Annotated in this window: 15 protein-coding genes; 7 read left to right on the forward strand and 8 right to left on the reverse strand. The window is 64.6% G+C overall.

Features of this window, described 5'->3' with window-relative positions; translation table 11 throughout:
* Positions 1-13: 13 nt before the first annotated feature.
* Positions 14-1,177 (reverse strand): lytic transglycosylase domain-containing protein, encoded by a 1,164-nt coding sequence (locus tag AC0L58_RS11655; RefSeq protein ID WP_473683540.1) that lies wholly within the window; start codon positions 1,175-1,177, stop codon positions 14-16.
* Between the two features lie 240 nt (positions 1,178-1,417).
* On the opposite strand from AC0L58_RS11655, the gene miaB reads away from it, so the two are divergent.
* The 7 genes from miaB to AC0L58_RS11690 all read left to right on the forward strand — a co-directional run bounded on the left by miaB (position 1,418) and on the right by AC0L58_RS11690 (position 8,121).
* Complete coding sequence (miaB, locus tag AC0L58_RS11660; protein WP_473683542.1) at positions 1,418-2,761, forward strand: tRNA (N6-isopentenyl adenosine(37)-C2)-methylthiotransferase MiaB; 1,344 nt, start codon at positions 1,418-1,420, stop codon at positions 2,759-2,761.
* A 53-nt stretch (positions 2,762-2,814) separates the two neighbouring features.
* Positions 2,815-3,795 (forward strand): PhoH family protein, encoded by a 981-nt coding sequence (locus AC0L58_RS11665; RefSeq protein WP_473683544.1) that lies wholly within the window; start codon positions 2,815-2,817, stop codon positions 3,793-3,795.
* A complete protein-coding gene (gene ybeY / locus AC0L58_RS11670; protein ID WP_473683546.1) occupies positions 3,792-4,256 on the forward strand; it encodes an rRNA maturation RNase YbeY in 465 nt (154 codons plus the stop codon). Before AC0L58_RS11665 ends, ybeY begins: the two co-directional genes overlap by 4 nt.
* Positions 4,257-4,362: 106 nt before the next feature.
* Entirely contained in the window at positions 4,363-5,220 is an 858-nt protein-coding gene (locus AC0L58_RS11675) for an HlyC/CorC family transporter (protein ID WP_473683548.1), read from the forward strand.
* Positions 5,217-6,425: a lipoprotein N-acyltransferase Lnb domain-containing protein gene (locus AC0L58_RS11680; RefSeq protein ID WP_473683550.1), complete on the forward strand. Its 1,209-nt coding sequence runs from the start codon at positions 5,217-5,219 to the stop codon at positions 6,423-6,425. Before AC0L58_RS11675 ends, AC0L58_RS11680 begins: the two co-directional genes overlap by 4 nt.
* 101 nt (positions 6,426-6,526) lie before the next feature.
* Entirely contained in the window at positions 6,527-7,543 is a 1,017-nt protein-coding gene (corA, locus tag AC0L58_RS11685) for a magnesium/cobalt transporter CorA (protein ID WP_473683552.1), read from the forward strand.
* A gap of 218 nt (positions 7,544-7,761) precedes the next feature.
* A complete protein-coding gene (locus tag AC0L58_RS11690) occupies positions 7,762-8,121 on the forward strand; it encodes an FxLYD domain-containing protein (RefSeq protein ID WP_473683554.1) in 360 nt (119 codons plus the stop codon).
* Between the two features lie 223 nt (positions 8,122-8,344).
* Here the strand turns inward: AC0L58_RS11690 and AC0L58_RS11695 are convergent, their stop codons facing one another.
* From AC0L58_RS11695 to AC0L58_RS11725, 7 genes are all read right to left on the reverse strand, one after another.
* The gene (locus tag AC0L58_RS11695; RefSeq protein WP_473683556.1) at positions 8,345-8,644 is read right to left on the reverse strand and encodes an STAS domain-containing protein; all 300 of its coding nucleotides are present in this window, start codon (positions 8,642-8,644) and stop codon (positions 8,345-8,347) included.
* Between the two features lie 12 nt (positions 8,645-8,656).
* The gene (locus AC0L58_RS11700) at positions 8,657-9,838 is read right to left on the reverse strand and encodes a methyl-accepting chemotaxis protein (RefSeq protein WP_473683557.1); all 1,182 of its coding nucleotides are present in this window, start codon (positions 9,836-9,838) and stop codon (positions 8,657-8,659) included.
* Positions 9,839-9,854: 16 nt separating this feature from the next.
* Positions 9,855-10,946, reverse strand: a complete 1,092-nt coding sequence (locus AC0L58_RS11705; protein WP_473683559.1) for a protein-glutamate methylesterase/protein-glutamine glutaminase — start codon at positions 10,944-10,946, stop codon at positions 9,855-9,857.
* Between the two features lie 87 nt (positions 10,947-11,033).
* Positions 11,034-11,684 (reverse strand): chemoreceptor glutamine deamidase CheD, encoded by a 651-nt coding sequence (cheD, locus tag AC0L58_RS11710; RefSeq protein ID WP_473683561.1) that lies wholly within the window; start codon positions 11,682-11,684, stop codon positions 11,034-11,036.
* Positions 11,684-12,568 carry a CheR family methyltransferase gene (locus AC0L58_RS11715; RefSeq protein ID WP_473683563.1) on the reverse strand — a complete coding sequence of 295 codons (885 nt, stop codon included), beginning with the start codon at positions 12,566-12,568 and terminating at the stop codon, positions 11,684-11,686. The genes cheD and AC0L58_RS11715 overlap by 1 nt, the downstream gene beginning before the upstream one ends.
* 1 nt (position 12,569) lies before the next feature.
* A complete protein-coding gene (locus AC0L58_RS11720) occupies positions 12,570-14,303 on the reverse strand; it encodes a methyl-accepting chemotaxis protein (protein ID WP_473683565.1) in 1,734 nt (577 codons plus the stop codon).
* 14 nt (positions 14,304-14,317) lie between these two features.
* The gene (locus tag AC0L58_RS11725; protein WP_473683567.1) at positions 14,318-14,824 is read right to left on the reverse strand and encodes a chemotaxis protein CheW; all 507 of its coding nucleotides are present in this window, start codon (positions 14,822-14,824) and stop codon (positions 14,318-14,320) included.
* Positions 14,825-14,972: the final 148 nt, after the last annotated feature.

A 14,972-nucleotide genomic window follows, 5' to 3' on the forward strand; every position in this document is an offset into this window, starting at 1 on the left:
ACGGAACCCGCGCTCAACCAGATCCGCGTGACGCCAGAGGTGGATGGATCGCCTCACCGTAACGTTTGCGCAGGGTCTCCACCCGCTCCACGTAAACCCGGGTTTCGGCGTAGGGCGGCACGCCCTGGTAGCGCTGCACCGCCCCCGGGCCGGCGTTGTAGGCGGCTGCAGCCAGACGCTCGTTGCCGTGAAAATCATGCAGCAGCAGGCTCAGGTAGCGGGCGCCACCACGGATGTTCTGGTCGGAATTGAACGCATCCAGCACGCCCATGTCGCTGGCCGTGCCCGGCATCAACTGCATCAGCCCCTGCGCACCCTTGATCGAGAGCGCCCGCGGATTGAACGCGCTCTCGGCGTGAATGATGGCGCGCAGGAAGGCCTCGTCGACGCCGTACTCGATGCTGGCGGCGCGAATCGTGTCGGCATAGGCATCGAGATTCAACGCCACGCTGTTCCAGCGGATCGTCGAGTGCAGATTGCAGGCGACGCAGGTCGAGATGTAGCTGAACAGCATGGTCACCGCCCGCCCCTTGCCGCCGGCCGGCCGGACGTTGGTGTATTCCACGCTGCCGTCGCTGCGCACGACGCGATAGACCGCTCCGCGCAGTACCCGATTGTCGGAGGCGCTCGCCACTGCCGGTGCAGCCAATGTCGTGTCGGCTTGCGATTCGCGATAGCGCCACTGACCCGGCGTACCCGCCGCAGCCGCAGCCAACGGCAGCTTGGCGGTGGTCGCCGCCGAGCCGCTCACGGACGCGAGCGACTCGCGCTGCACCCGGGCGCCACCCACGGCCTGCCCGGTGGTGACGACACTCCCGCGAACACCATCGATCGACACCGCCCGCGCACCGTCGGCAAACAGGCTGCGTCCGGTGGTGGTGACGGCGCCGGTCACGCCACTCAATGAGGTGCGCGCACGTGGTGGCGCCTGGCGCCGCGGCTTTTGCACCCTGGGTTCCGCATAGCTGCGGATCGGATGGCAACCGCGGTAGCCGGCACGGCTGCTGCTGTACACCGTTTCGCCACTGTTGCCGGTGCACTGGTAGAGCGTACCGGCCAGCGCCGCGTCGCCATACAGACAGGCAGCCAGCAGCGCGACCCCGGCAAGGATCGAACGTAACGGGAAGCAACGGGCCGACCGATCGACGCTTCCCCCGTAGCTGGCGGCACCGGACATGGGCGCAGTGTGCCGCCATGCGCCGCCGACGCCAAGTGCGTAGTTCTCATTCCATGGTCCTGCAGGGCGGGCACTGCGCGCCGCTCTGGTTCAACCCTCCGTCGTCGCGAAGCCGAGATTCGCGCCGGCACCGGCCACCGTGCACCCAAGTGCTTGATCTGGCAGGTGCACCGCCACAAGGGTAAACTGCGCGGTTCAGCGGATTTCCGCTTCTGATCCACGAACCACGGTGTCCATCCGATGAGCGGCAAACTCTTCATCAAGACCCACGGCTGCCAGATGAACGAGTACGACTCGGCCAAGATGGCCGACGTGCTGCGCGAGTCGCACGGCATGGAACTGACCCAGGACGAGTCCGAGGCGGACGTGATCCTGATCAACACCTGCTCGATCCGCGAGAAGGCGCAGGAAAAGGTATTCAGCCAGCTCGGCCGATGGAAACAGCACAAGCGCGACGGCAAGCCGGTGTTGATCGGGGTGGGTGGGTGCGTGGCGTCGCAGGAGGGCGAGGCCATCGTCAAGCGCGCGCCCTATGTCGACCTCGTGTTCGGCCCGCAGACCCTGCATCGTTTGCCCGAGCTGATCGAAAAGCAGCGCAGCAGCGGCCTGCCCCAGGTCGACATCAGCTTCCCCGAGATCGAGAAGTTCGACTGCCTGCCCGAGCCGCGTGCGGAAGGTCCGACCGCCTTTGTCTCGATCATGGAAGGCTGTTCGAAATACTGCAGCTACTGTGTGGTGCCGTACACCCGTGGCGAGGAGATCAGTCGTCCGTTCGACGACGTGCTGGTGGAAGTGGCCCAGCTTGCCGCGCAGGGCGTGCGCGAAGTGAACCTGCTCGGCCAGAACGTCAACGCGTATCGCGGCCCCATGCACGACGGCGGCCTGGCCGACCTGGCCGTGTTGATCCACGCCATCGCGCAGATCGACGGGATTGGCCGCATCCGCTTCACCACCTCGCATCCGCTGGAATTTTCCGACTCGCTGATCGAGGCCTACGCCAACGTGCCGCAGTTGGCCAATTACCTGCACCTGCCTGTGCAGGCCGGTTCGGACCGCATCCTCAGCGCGATGAAGCGCGGTTACACGGCGCTCGAATTCAAGCAGAAGATCCGCAAGCTGCGCGCGGTGCGCCCGGACATCTGCATCTCGTCCGATTTCATCGTCGGCTTCCCGGGCGAAACCGAGGAAGACTTCGGCAAGACCATGAAGCTGATCGAGGATATCGGCTTCGACCAGAGCTTCTCCTTCATCTTTTCCGCCCGCCCCGGCACCCCGGCGGCAAACCTGGCCGACGACACCCCGGCGACGGAAAAGCACGAGCGGCTGATGCGCCTGCAGGCGGCCATCAACGCCAACGCCCGCAAGATCAGCCAGGCCATGATCGGCAGCGTGCAACGCGTGCTGGTGGAAAAGCCCAGCACCCGCGACCCCAGCGAGCTCACCGGCCGTACCGAGAACATGCGCTTCGTGAACTTCCCGGGCAATCCCCGCCTGATCGGCCAGTTCATCGACGTGGAAATCACCGAGGCCATGGCCAACTCGTTGCGTGGGCGGGTGAAAGTCGCCGACGACGTGGCGGCCTGAGATCTCTGTTTCTGCAGGCATGCACCGGCAAACCACCGCAATCCAGAGGCCCCATGACCAACGGCATCAACCAGCGCGATTTCGCGCTCGACCCGGAAGACAACGCGCGGCTGGCCAACCTGTGCGGACCGTTCGACGAACACCTGCGCCAGGTGGAGTTGCGGCTGGGCGTGGAGATCAACCACCGCGGCAGCATCTTCCAGGTGATCGGTGACGATGCCCCGGCCAAGGCCACCGAAAAGGTACTCCGCGCGCTCTACGCCAGTACCGCAGACGAAGCGTTGACTGGCCCCAAGGTCAACCTGCACCTGGCGGAATCCGGCATTGATGAGCTCGTTGCCGACACCGAAGGCACGCAGGAAGTCGTGATCAAGGTCAAACGCGGCGTGATCAAGGGCCGCGGACCGAATCAGGCGCGCTACCTGCATGCCATCGCCACCCACGACATCAACTTCGGCGTGGGCCCGGCCGGTACCGGCAAGACCTATCTCGCCGTGGCCAGTGCGGTGGAAGCGCTGGAGGCGAACCGGGTGCAGCGCTTGATCCTGGTGCGCCCGGCCGTCGAGGCCGGCGAAAAGCTGGGCTTCCTGCCCGGCGATCTCAGCCAGAAGGTCGACCCCTACCTGCGCCCGCTGTATGACGCACTTTACGAAATGCTCGGCTTCGAGAAGGTTGCCAAGCTGATCGAGCGCAACGTGATCGAGATCGCCCCGCTGGCCTACATGCGCGGACGCACGCTCAACGACTCCTACGTGATCCTCGACGAAGCGCAGAACACCACGGTCGAGCAGATGAAGATGTTCCTCACCCGCATCGGCTTCGGTACCGTGGCGGTAATCACCGGCGACGTCACCCAGGTCGACCTGCCGCGCCAGACCCGCTCGGGCCTGCGCCAGGCGATCGAGGTGTTGCGCGGCGTCAACGGCATCAGCTTCACCTTCTTCAGCTCGCGCGACGTGGTGCGTCATCCGCTGGTGGCGAAAATCGTGCGTGCCTACGAATCGTTCGAGCAGTCGGACGAAGACAGGCAATGAGCGGGCAATCCGTCACCGTACATGTCGGGTATGCCGTGCCGCGCGCCGGCCTGCCCGCGTCCACCAGCTTTCGCCGCTGGGTCGAGGCGGCGCTGCGGGGCGCGAAACGGCGCAAGCCGGCCGAGCTGTCGCTCCGCATCGTCGGCACCGATGAAGGACGCGCGCTGAACCGCGACTATCGCGGCAAGGATTACGCCACCAACGTGCTCTCCTTCCCGGCCGAACTGCCGCCGGGGGTGATGCTGCCGCTGATCGGCGACCTGGCCATCTGCGCCCCGGTGGTTCGGCGCGAGGCTGCCGAGCAGGGCAAGGCTGCGCGTGACCACTGGGCCCACCTGACCATCCACGGCGTGCTCCACCTGCTGGGGCACGATCACATCGAAGATCGCGAAGCCGAGGCGATGGAAGCGCTGGAAACACGCATTCTCGCCGACCTGGGCATCGCCAATCCCTACGCCTGAGACGGCTGCAGATCAGCCACGGCACCTGAACGGCTGCCCTGAAGCACGGCTATTTTTCCGCTAGAATCGGCTTTCCGCCTGTTTTCCGGCTGAATCGCAAAGAGTGATGAACGACGACCCTGGCAGTACCAGCGGCCCGGTCCACCGTACCTGGTGGGATCGACTGGGCCACCTGTTTTCCGGCGAGCCGCGCAACCGCAACGAGTTGCTTGATGAGCTGCGCGCAGCACAGACCAACGGCTTGCTGTCCGCCGACACGCTCACCATGGTCGAGGGTGCGATCAAGGTCACCGAACTCGACGTCGACGACGTGATGGTGCCGCGCGCCCAGATCGTGATGCTCCCCATCGACGCAACGCTTTCCGACCTGCTGTCCGTGGTGGTCGAATCCGGCCATTCACGTTTCCCCGTGCATGGCGAGGACAAGGACGAGATCCTCGGCATCCTGCTGGCCAAGGACCTGCTCAAGTATTTCGGTGCGGCCGAGCATTTCGACATCCGTTCGATCCTGCGCCCGGCGGTACTTATCCCCGAGTCGATGCGGCTGAATGTGCTGCTGGAGGAATTCCGGCTGTCGCGCAACCACATGGCGCTGGTGGTCAACGAATACGGTGGCGTGGCCGGCCTGGTCACGATCGAGGACGTGCTCGAGGAAATCGTCGGCGAGATCGACGACGAGCATGATGACGACGACGAGCCCGAACTGATGCACCAGCAACCCGGCGGCGACTGGCTGGTCAGCGCGCTGACACCGATCGAGGATTTCAACGAGAACACCGGCGCGGTGTTCTCCGACGAGGAGTACGACACCGTGGGCGGCATGGTCACCTCCGAGTTCGGCCATCTGCCGGAAGTGGGTGAGGAGACCATGATCGGCGACTACCTGTTCCACGTCACCGAAGCGGATGACCGGCGCGTGCAGCAGTTCCGCGTGGCACGGCAATCCGATGTGCAGGACGCATGAAACCCTTCTTGTGCATGCTCGCACTGCTGGTGGCTGCGCTCCTTGCTTCGCCCGTACCTGCCCGTGCCGGAGTGGCTGACGCGCCCGGAGCGGACCTTGAGGTTTCGCTGGTCACCTATGGTCCTGGCGAAACATATTGGGAGCGATTCGGCCATGACGCGATCGAGCTGCGCGACCGCGTGTCTGGCGAAGCCGTCAACTTCAACTACGGCGTCTTCGATTTCGCCGAGAAGAACTTCCTGCTGAATTTCGCCCGCGGCCACATGCACTACATGATGGACGCCGAGCCGACCGACGAGGAAGTGTCCTACTACGTGGGCGTGGGCCGATCGGTGACGCGCCAGCGGCTGGCGCTCAGCGCCGACCAGGCCGCCGACTTGCGCGACGACCTGCTGTGGAACCTTCGCCCGGCGAACGCCGGCTACAACTACGATTATTTCGACGACAACTGTGCCACCCGGGTGCGCGACGCACTCGACAAGGCCCTGGGTGGCGCGCTGAAGCAGCAACTCACCGCGCGACCGGGTGGCATGACGTTCCGCCAGCAAACCGACCGCCTGATGAGCGCGCAGCCCTGGTTGATGGTGCTGCTCGACCTGGGACTGGGCCCCTACGCCGATCGGCCACTCAATGCCTGGCAGGAGAGTTTCCTGCCCCGCGTGCTGCAGGAGCAGGTGCGCGAAGTCCGCATTGCGGCACCGGGCATGGCGCCGCAGGCACTCGTCCAGAGCGAGAAGCTGCTCTCCCCCAACCGGCTCGACGTGCCGCCCGCATCGCCGCCGGACCTGCGCCTGCCACTGGGCGCGGCTGGCCTGGCCCTGGGCGTGCTGATCGTGCTGTGCCGGCGCGGCTGGCCCACCGGTTATGCCGTGCTCGGCACGATTTATCTGGTAGCGGCCGGACTGGTCGGCCTGTTCCTGCTGGGCCTGTGGACCTTGACCAGCCATCACGCGGCCTGGGCCAACGCGAATTTGCTGCTGTTCAATCCGCTGGCCTTCCTGCTGCTGCCCACGCTGTGGCGATCACGCCGCGGATTCGCCGCGTCACGCTTCATCGACGGGGTGATCGCCGTGCAACTGCTCGCCGCGGTCGCCGCCGTGGCGTTGCACCTGCTGCCCGGTACTGTGCAGCAAAACCAGCCGTGGCTGCTGTTCGCACTGCCTTGCTGGCTGGCATTGGCGTGGAGCCTGCGCCGCAATCACTGATTCCGCGTTGCGCACACGGCGCGACTCCCGAAACTCGTCATATCCGCTTTCGCCAGCGTGAATGCGTTGCCCCTTCTCCCGCGGCACGGCATCATGCGGGCATGAACCTGATTCCACCACCCGCCGACCCGCCCACCAGCGACGAGCCCATGGTGGTCAACTGCATCGCCTATCACCGTGACGGCAAGCGGGTGGGCGAGATTACCCTCGACGGGATCAGCGACGTATTGGAGGATCCCGACACTTTTGTCTGGGTCGGCCTTCACGAACCGGACGAGCCGCTGCTGGAAAAACTGCAGGAGGAATTCGGCCTGCACGACCTGGCCATCGAGGACGCGCACAATGCGCACCAGCGCACCAAGATCGAGAGCTACGGCGACTCGCTGTTCCTGGTGGTACAGACGGCCCAGCTGATCAATGGCGAGCTGGAATTCGGCGAAACCCACATCTTTCTCGGCCCGCGGTACCTGGTCACCATCCGCCACGGCGCCTCGCTCTCCTACGCGCCCGCGCGGCGCACCTGCGAGCAGGCCCCGGAGCTGCTGGCGCATGGCCCCAGCTACGGCCTCTACGGCGTACTCGATTTCATCGTCGACAACTTGCTGCCGATCGTGCGTGACTTCCGCGAAGAGGTTCAGCAACTCGAACAGGACATTTTCGGCGAGACGTTCAAGAGCAGCACCGTGCGTCGGCTCTACGACATGCAGCGCGACCTGATGACGTTGCGGCTCGCCGTGGCACCGCTGCAGGACATCGTGCAGCAGCTGATCCGTTTGCATCCAAACCTGATCCCCGACGAGCTGCGCGCGTATTTCCGCGACGTCTACGACCACGCCTTCCGTGTCAACGAAGCCATCAGCGCGATGCGCGAAATGCTCACCGCCGCCATCAACGTCAACCTCTCGCTGGTCAGCCTGCGCCAGAACGAAGTGATGAAGAAGCTGGCCGGTTGGGCCGCCATGCTGGCCGCGCCTACCCTGCTCACCAGCTGGTACGGCATGAATTTCACGCACATGCCCGAACTCAGCCGCCCCTGGGCCTACCCCGCGATGATCGTCTTGATGGCGACCATCGTCGGCGGCATCTACATCGGGCTCAAGCGCGCACGCTGGTTGTAGCGCGAGCGCCGATTCGTCGCGAACTGACCCGGACCACGGCCAGGCGATGCTCGCGAAAATGGTCGGCTGAAACCGCTGAGCGCCCGCCGGTTGCCACGCTTGACCTGCCTCCGATAGCAACGGTTCCGGGCGTTTTTCGATGATCCGCTAAAGTTTCCGGCCGCCCGGTCGATGAGATACGTACCCATTCTGAAACCACGCGGGGACGGCATCCACCCATGAAAAAACTGCTCATTTCCTCCGTCCTGTTGCTGGCGCCGCTCGCTGTCCACGCGGAATGCAGCATCAAGGATTTCGCCATCACCGATTTCAAGCCGGCGGTGGCAAGCGGCCTGCGTACTCGGCTTACGCTGGAAGGCCAGCTGATGAACAATTGCGCGACCGCCTCGGCGGCGCAAGTCCGCATCGACATCAAGGACGACGCCGGCAACGTCATCCAGACCAAGAAGGCATGGCCGGCCGGCACTTCAAACATCACCCCCGGCCAGACGGTGAAGTTCGACCTCGGTCGCCTGTTCCACTATCAGCCCGGCATGGCCAGCTTCACTGCCAGCATCGTCGGCGTACGCTCCTGGTAACCCGATCGACAAGCGCCCAGCAAAAAGGCTCCGCAAGGAGCCTTTTTGCTGGGCGCTTTTCCGAAGCCGGCAAAGAGAGCTTGGGGGAATGTGGGCACCGCTGCGGCAAGGGCCGGCGGGCAAAGCCCGCCCTACGGCGCCGGGAAGATGATCGAAGCCCGCAACCGTAGGGCGGGCTCCGCCCGCCGGTCTTTCCGTACTGTGAAGGCAACCCGCGACTGGCTCAATGCAACACGAACAGCTTGTCGAACCCAGCCACGCGAAGCGTGCCGCGCAATTCGCTGCCCGCATTGACGATGCGGATATCGGCGCGCTCTGCACCGGCGTGTTCACGCAGCAACAGCAGCATGCCCAGCGCGGAGCTGTCCATGTGCGTGACCTCGCCCAGATCGATGAGATAGCTGCGCGATACCTTGCCATTGCCCAGGCAGGCTTCGTGGAAGTCGCGGTGGATGCTGAAATCGAATCGCTCACCCAGTTGCAGGGTCAGGCAATCGTGTTCGCTGTCGTGATGAACGATCATGGCTTTTGTCCTTCAGAAGAGTTCGATTTCGCCCGCATCCATCGAGCTCTGCAGGGCCGGGCCGCGTGAGCGCAGCCGCGCCTTCTCGCGCTGGATGGCCAGCCGACTGCGTACACGCTGGGCACGATCCTCCAAGGCATCGGCCTCCAGCGGCGCGCAGGCCAATTCCTCGATGTCGCGGGTGCATTCGGCAGTGACTTCCTGCAGCTCCATGAGCCGCGTGCGGGTTTGCGTGATGAGCTGGCTCAGGATGTCCTCGAACTGCAGCGAGCGGATCGTGGTGGATACGTCGCTGCCGAGCCCGCGATTGATTTCCACCACCTGGTCGGCGACCGCGCTGGTGCGCGCATCGCTCTCGGTGACGTGCGCCATCATCGCGTCGATACCGCCCTTGGCCGACAACGCCACGTTGAGATCCTGCGAAGCCATCGCGCCGACCAGGCCGCGCAATTGACCCATCGCGGTGCGGGCGCGCTCGACATGGCTGCCGATCTGCTCGTTGAACTGGTTGGAATTGCTGGCCAGATTGCGGATTTCGCCGGCCACCACGGCGAAGCCGCGACCGGATTCGCCGGCACGGGCTGCCTCGATGGCGGCGTTCAGCGCCAGCAGGTTGGTTTCCTCGGCAATGGTGTTGACATTCTTCAGCAGGCCGAACACGGCGTCCATCTCTTTCGCCATGCCGTCGATGCGGTAGACGATGCGCAGGCTCTCGCGCGACATCTGCACGATCATGCCCACGAAGTGCTCCAGCAGGTCGCTGGTGCGCGTGGCGAAGTCCTGCACCGAAACGCCGCCGTCCTGCACGTCGATGATCTGCTTGAGCAATGACTGCTGCAGGGCCGTCTTGTTGGAGAGGCCATCAAAACCGCCACCCAGCTCCAGCACGGCATCGCGCAGCAGGTCCAGGCCCTGATGAAGTTCGCGGGTGGCATGCCCGAGCTCGTCGACCAGGGCGCCGCGCACGTCCTCCAGCGCCTCGCGCACCGGTACGGAATTGCTGGCTGCGGCGGGTGGCGCGATCGCTTCGCGGCGCGGCCGGGTCTCGATGATCCACACGATGGTCAGCACGATCACCAACACGGGCGCCAGCCAGGGCGGCTGCCACAGCAGCGACAGCAGCAGGGCCAGTGCGCTGGCGACGCCGCCGATGACCGGTCGCGCAGTGAAGAAGGATGAGGATAGGAGGGCCATGATGTGATACCTGGTGTCAGCCGCGCGCGGCGACGGCTTGGGGTTGACGCGCCAGTGCGAGCAGGCGCGATGCAATGTGGTCGAGCGGCTGCATTTCGCTGGCCGCACCAAGTTTCCATGCAGATCCGGGCATGCCCCAGACCACCGAGCTGCTCTCGTCCTGCACCAGCGTGGCCGCGCCGGCCTGGCGCAGCTCGAGCAGGCCGCGGGCGCCGTCATCGCCCATGCCGGTCAGCAGGGCCGCGATCGTCGCCGCGCCAGCGCTGGCGGCCATCGAACGGAACAGCACGTCCACGCTGGGTTTGTGCCGGTTGACCGCCGGACCGTCGTGCAGTCGACAGACATGCTTCGCGCCATCCCACATCACCAGCAGATGCTGGCCACCGGGAGCGATGTAGGCGTGACCGGTCTGGATCGGCTGGCCATCGCGCGCCTCGCATACCCGCATCGCGGAACAGCGATCCATGCGCTGGGCGAACGGACCACTGAAAGCCGCGGGAATGTGCTGGGTCACCAGAATCGGCGGCGCATCCGGCGGCATCGACTCCAGCACCACGCGCACTGCCTCGGTACCTCCCGTGGACGCGCCGATGGCGATGATCGGGCTGCCGCCGCGCGTGCCCGCCGTTTGCGCCCGCGGCAATACCGCATCGGCGGATAGCCGCGGGGGTACGTCCAGTTTGCGTACCGTGGTGCGTGCCCGGGGTTTGGTGCGTGCCGCCAGCTTGACCTTCTCGCAGATCTCCTGCGCGCTTTCGTTGAACCGGCTGGCCAGGTCCTGGTCAGGCTTGCCGAAGAAATCCACCGCGCCCATTTCCAGCGCACGCAGGGTCACCTCGGCGCCTTCCACCGTCAGCGACGACACCATCACCACCGGCATCGGCCGCAACCGCATCAGGTTCTCCAGGAAGGTGATGCCGTCCATGCGCGGCATCTCGACGTCGAGCGTCAGCACGTCGGGATTGAGCTGCTTGATCTTCTCGCGCGCAATCAAAGGATCGGCCGCGGTTCCCACCACGTCGATGCCCGGATCGGAGGCAAGCATGGTCGACATCAGCTTGCGCACCAATGCGGAATCGTCGACTACAAGAACGCGCACTCTTTCCATTGTTTTCCCATCTCACCTTGCCGTGTGGTCGCAAAACCCGTGTGTACCGGAGTGCCACCGTATCGAAGCCCTGTCCGCGAAGCGGTGCTAAAAGAGCTCGACCTCACCTGTTATCGGATCATTTGCCAAACGCTTGAGGTAACCGCGTTCGTCGGCCACCAGCTTGCGGTCGTCACTGCGCTGCAGCAGGCGTACGCGCGCACGGCCACTGTGCGGAAAGAACTGCACCTGGCGCGGATACTCGCCCCCGAGGTCGGAGGCCAGCAGGGTAAGCTCCTCGGTCGCGATGTAGCGCTTCACGAATTCGATGTTGCGCTTGCCCACATCGCTCATCTGGGCCAATACGCGCCCACCGCCAAACACCTTCAGACGCATGTCCGCACGCCTGCCGCCTACCTTGATGATCGCGTTGATCAGCTGCTCCATCGCATCGCTGCCGTAACGCGCCGCACGCCCCACGGTGGAGGACCAACTGTCGCGCTCACCGACCGGTTCGGGCAGCATGAAATGGTTCATGCCACCGAAACGCAGGCGCGCGTCGTGGATGCAGACCGACACGCATGATCCGAGCACGGTGCTGACCATCTCCTCCTGATCGCTGACGTAGTACTCGCCAGGCAATACCTTCACCGTCATGCAGGCATGCACCGGATCCCAGAACCGACGCAGATGCTCGAAGCCGGGCGGAGCCGGCGAAATGGCCGGCGTCACGCGGCGATCGGCAACCAGTACAGTCATCAGCGCTTCTTCCGGTAGACAGTCCGGCCCATCAGCTCGAAATCGTCATTGATGCCGTGCAGCGATTCGCTGTGTCCGAGAAACAGATAGCCCCCCACCGGCAGCAACTGTGCGTAGCGCTGGAACAGCCGCTGCTTGGTCCGCTGGTCGAAGTAGATCACCACGTTGCGACAGAAGATCGCGTCGAATGGTCCCTTCATCGGCCACGCATGCAACAAGTTCAGCGGCTGGATCGAGACCAGTTCGCGCAGCCGTGGATGCACGCTGGCAAGCCCTTCGTATTGGCCCGAACCACGCAACATCCAGCGACGACGACGATCGTCGCTGATCCCGGCCAGTCGCTCCAGCGGATAGACGCCTTTTCGGGCCGTCTCCAGCGCCTGCGGTGACAGATCCGTTGCGAGAATCTTCGCGTTGGCGCCGCTGGCGCCATGCTTGTCGATCGCCTCGGCCAGCACCATCGCCAGCGCGTAGGGCTCCTCGCCGGTGGAGCAACCCGCCGACCATATTCGCAAACGGTCGTTGCAACGGCGCTTTTCCTGCAGCCAGCGCGGCAACAGGTCGTTCTCGAGCAGGTCGTAGTGATGCACTTCGCGAAAAAACGAGGTGACATTGGTGCTGATGGCGCTGGCCAGTTCACCAAGTTCACTCTGCGGATCGTTGCGCAACAGGTCGCAATAGCTGGCGAAGCCCGGGAGACCCAGGGCGCGCAGACGACGGAACAGGCGCCCCTGGACCAGCTGGCGCTTGTGCTCACCCAGCGAGATGCCACAGTGCTCGTAGACGAACTTGCGCAAGAATTCGAACTCGGCGTCCCCCAGCACGGAGGGCGCGCCACTTTCGGCAGTTGCCAGTTCATCATGCGCGGCTGCAGCGGTGTTCACGCTAGAACTCCGTCCAGGCGCCAGCCTCCACGGGCTGCGCTTCGACCACCGCTTTTGCTTTCTGCGGAGCGCTGTTGCGCACGGCCGCAAACACGGCCTCAGTCTCGACGCTGACATTGCGGACGCGATGCGCCGAGGACTCTGCCTCGGCAGCGCCACCATTGGCCACGCGGAAGAAGCTCACCTGGCTGTTCAGTTCGCCGGCCTGCTCCTGCATCGCGCGGGCGGCGGCCGAGGCCTGCTCCACCAGGGCGGCATTCTGCTGGGTCATCTCGTCCATTTGCATCACGGCATTGTTGACCTGGTCGATGCCGGCGGACTGTTCCTGGCTGGCGGCGGCAATCTCCGCCACGATGTCGGTGACCTTTTTCACGCTGTCGACGATCTCGGCCAGCGCCTTGCCCGACTGGTTGACCAGCTCCGAACCGGTGCGCACCTTCTCGTCGCTGTCGGCGATCAGACCCTTGATCTCCTTGGCCGCACCGGCGCTGCGCTGCGCCAGGCTGCGCACCTCGGTAGCCACCACCGCAAACCCGCGACCCTGCTCGCCGGCACGCGCCGCTTCCACGGCGGCATTGAGCGCCAGCAGGTTGGTCTGGAAGGCGATGTCCTGGATCAGGCCGACGATGTCGCCGATCTTGCGGCTGGAGGCGTCGATCTCGGCCATGGCGGCAATCGCCCTGCCCGCCACTTCGCCGCCGACTTCGGCCTGCTCGCGGGCCCCGCGGGCCAACTGGTTGGCGTGACTCGCATTTTCCGCGTTCTGCTTCACGGTGGAGGTCATTTCCTCCATCGACGAGGCTGTTTCCTCCAGGCTGGAGGCCTGCTCCTGCGTGCGCTGGCTGAGATCGTCGTTGCCACGGGTGATCTGCTGCGCCGCGGTACTCACCGCGTCGGAGCCCTGGCGTACCTCGCCGACGATTTCACTGAGCCTGTCGTCCATCGTGCGAAACGCATCAATCAACCGGCCCAGCTCGTCCATGCGGCCGACGCGGATGTTGTGACCCAGTCGCCCTTCGGCGATGGCATGGGCATAGGACACGGCACGCGCCAGCCGGCCGGTGATCGAGCGGATCAACAGGACCGCCATGATCAGTGCCAGAAGCAGGCCACCAGCGAGCGCTGCCAGGGTCATCCTGCGGACGCTCTCGTAGTGCTTCGCTTGTTGCAGAAACTTCTGCTGTGCGTCGGCACGTTGCTGCTCCAGGACCTTGGCCAGGCGGCCTTGCCGATCCAGCATCAAGGGACGCAGCTGCATGTCGAGCATGTCGGGGGAGCTTTCGTCCTTGGCGGCCAGTGCCTGCAGCAAGTCGTTGCTGCCCGACTCCATGTCGGGGTCGCTTGCCGTCCACCCCTTGTAGAGTTTTGCGACCGCGTCATCCATCGGGATCGCAGCCAGCTTCTTGCGCAACGCGATGATGTCGGCCTGCGCCTTGTGGAAGTCGTCGACCTTCTGCTTCATCTGGTCAGGCCGGTCGAGCAACGAGACGGCCTCACCCAGGGCGATGTACGACATCAGCGAGCGCTGCGCGATGCTGGAGACCAGATTGGCCGGGACCATGCCCTCCTCGTAGATCTGGCGCGTGGCGTCGTTTTGCATCTTCATGGCCTCAAGGCCAACGACCGCACCAATGATCAGCATGGCGCCGAGCAGGCCGAGTACGCCGATCAGGCGCGCCTTGACGCTGAGGCTGGACAGTTTGGCGAAGCGCGCCAGGACGTTCTTGATCTTCATGGATTTCCCCCGATTCATGCGGCAACTTCGACTTCCTGGACTTGCGCAAGCGCAACATCCAGCGTTTCAACATCTTCCGGACGCATCAGCTTCTCCACGTCCAGCAACATCACCATGCGTTCGACGTGGGTAGCGAGCCCCTTCAGGTAGCGCGTATCCACCACGGCACCCATGTCTGGCACCGGCTTGATCGCGCCCGGATCGATATCGACCACGTCAGACACCGCGTCCACCACGATGCCGAACAAGCGTTCGGCAACGGCTACGATGATCACCACCGTGTTTTCGCCGTAATCCTCGCGCTCCAGGCCGAAACGCAGGCGCAAATCCATGATCGGCACGATCGCGCCACGGAGGTTCAAGACGCCAAGCAGGTGCGCTGGCGTCTGCGGTATGCGGGTGACACGCGACCAGCCACGGATTTCGCGCACTGACAGGATGTCGACGCCATACTCTTCGCCCGCCAGGTTGAAAGTCAGCTGCTGCACGGTTGGTGCCGTGCCCTGGTCGTTCTGATACATGGAAGGGTTACCTCGTGAAGGAGCTTTGCCGAGACCGATTTCCCTGTCTGTTTCGGCGTGAGGACGCGAAACTTGAGCGGTGCGAGGGAATCCCCGGGACCAACGCTGATCGGGCCTTGGGCATCAGCCACCACGCGCACGACCGCCG

It is taken from the genome of Rhodanobacter sp. G2-10 (assembly GCF_055809185.1).

Excerpts from the sequence above, each read along its gene's own strand:
- AC0L58_RS11675 (WP_473683548.1), top strand. The coding sequence starts at position 4,363 with ATGAACGACGACCCTGGCAGTACCAGCGGCCCGGTCCACCGTACCTGG.
- AC0L58_RS11695 (WP_473683556.1), bottom strand. The coding sequence starts at position 8,644 with ATGATCGTTCATCACGACAGCGAACACGATTGCCTGACCCTGCAACTG.
- cheD (WP_473683561.1), bottom strand. The coding sequence starts at position 11,684 with ATGACTGTACTGGTTGCCGATCGCCGCGTGACGCCGGCCATTTCGCCG.
- AC0L58_RS11680 (WP_473683550.1), top strand. The coding sequence starts at position 5,217 with ATGAAACCCTTCTTGTGCATGCTCGCACTGCTGGTGGCTGCGCTCCTT.
- AC0L58_RS11705 (WP_473683559.1), bottom strand. The coding sequence starts at position 10,946 with ATGGAAAGAGTGCGCGTTCTTGTAGTCGACGATTCCGCATTGGTGCGC.
- AC0L58_RS11655 (WP_473683540.1), bottom strand. The coding sequence starts at position 1,177 with ATGTCCGGTGCCGCCAGCTACGGGGGAAGCGTCGATCGGTCGGCCCGT.
- AC0L58_RS11725 (WP_473683567.1), bottom strand. The coding sequence starts at position 14,824 with ATGTATCAGAACGACCAGGGCACGGCACCAACCGTGCAGCAGCTGACT.
- ybeY (WP_473683546.1), top strand. The coding sequence starts at position 3,792 with ATGAGCGGGCAATCCGTCACCGTACATGTCGGGTATGCCGTGCCGCGC.
- AC0L58_RS11665 (WP_473683544.1), top strand. The coding sequence starts at position 2,815 with ATGACCAACGGCATCAACCAGCGCGATTTCGCGCTCGACCCGGAAGAC.
- AC0L58_RS11720 (WP_473683565.1), bottom strand. The coding sequence starts at position 14,303 with ATGAAGATCAAGAACGTCCTGGCGCGCTTCGCCAAACTGTCCAGCCTC.
- corA (WP_473683552.1), top strand. The coding sequence starts at position 6,527 with ATGAACCTGATTCCACCACCCGCCGACCCGCCCACCAGCGACGAGCCC.
- AC0L58_RS11700 (WP_473683557.1), bottom strand. The coding sequence starts at position 9,838 with ATGGCCCTCCTATCCTCATCCTTCTTCACTGCGCGACCGGTCATCGGC.
- miaB (WP_473683542.1), top strand. The coding sequence starts at position 1,418 with ATGAGCGGCAAACTCTTCATCAAGACCCACGGCTGCCAGATGAACGAG.
- AC0L58_RS11690 (WP_473683554.1), top strand. The coding sequence starts at position 7,762 with ATGAAAAAACTGCTCATTTCCTCCGTCCTGTTGCTGGCGCCGCTCGCT.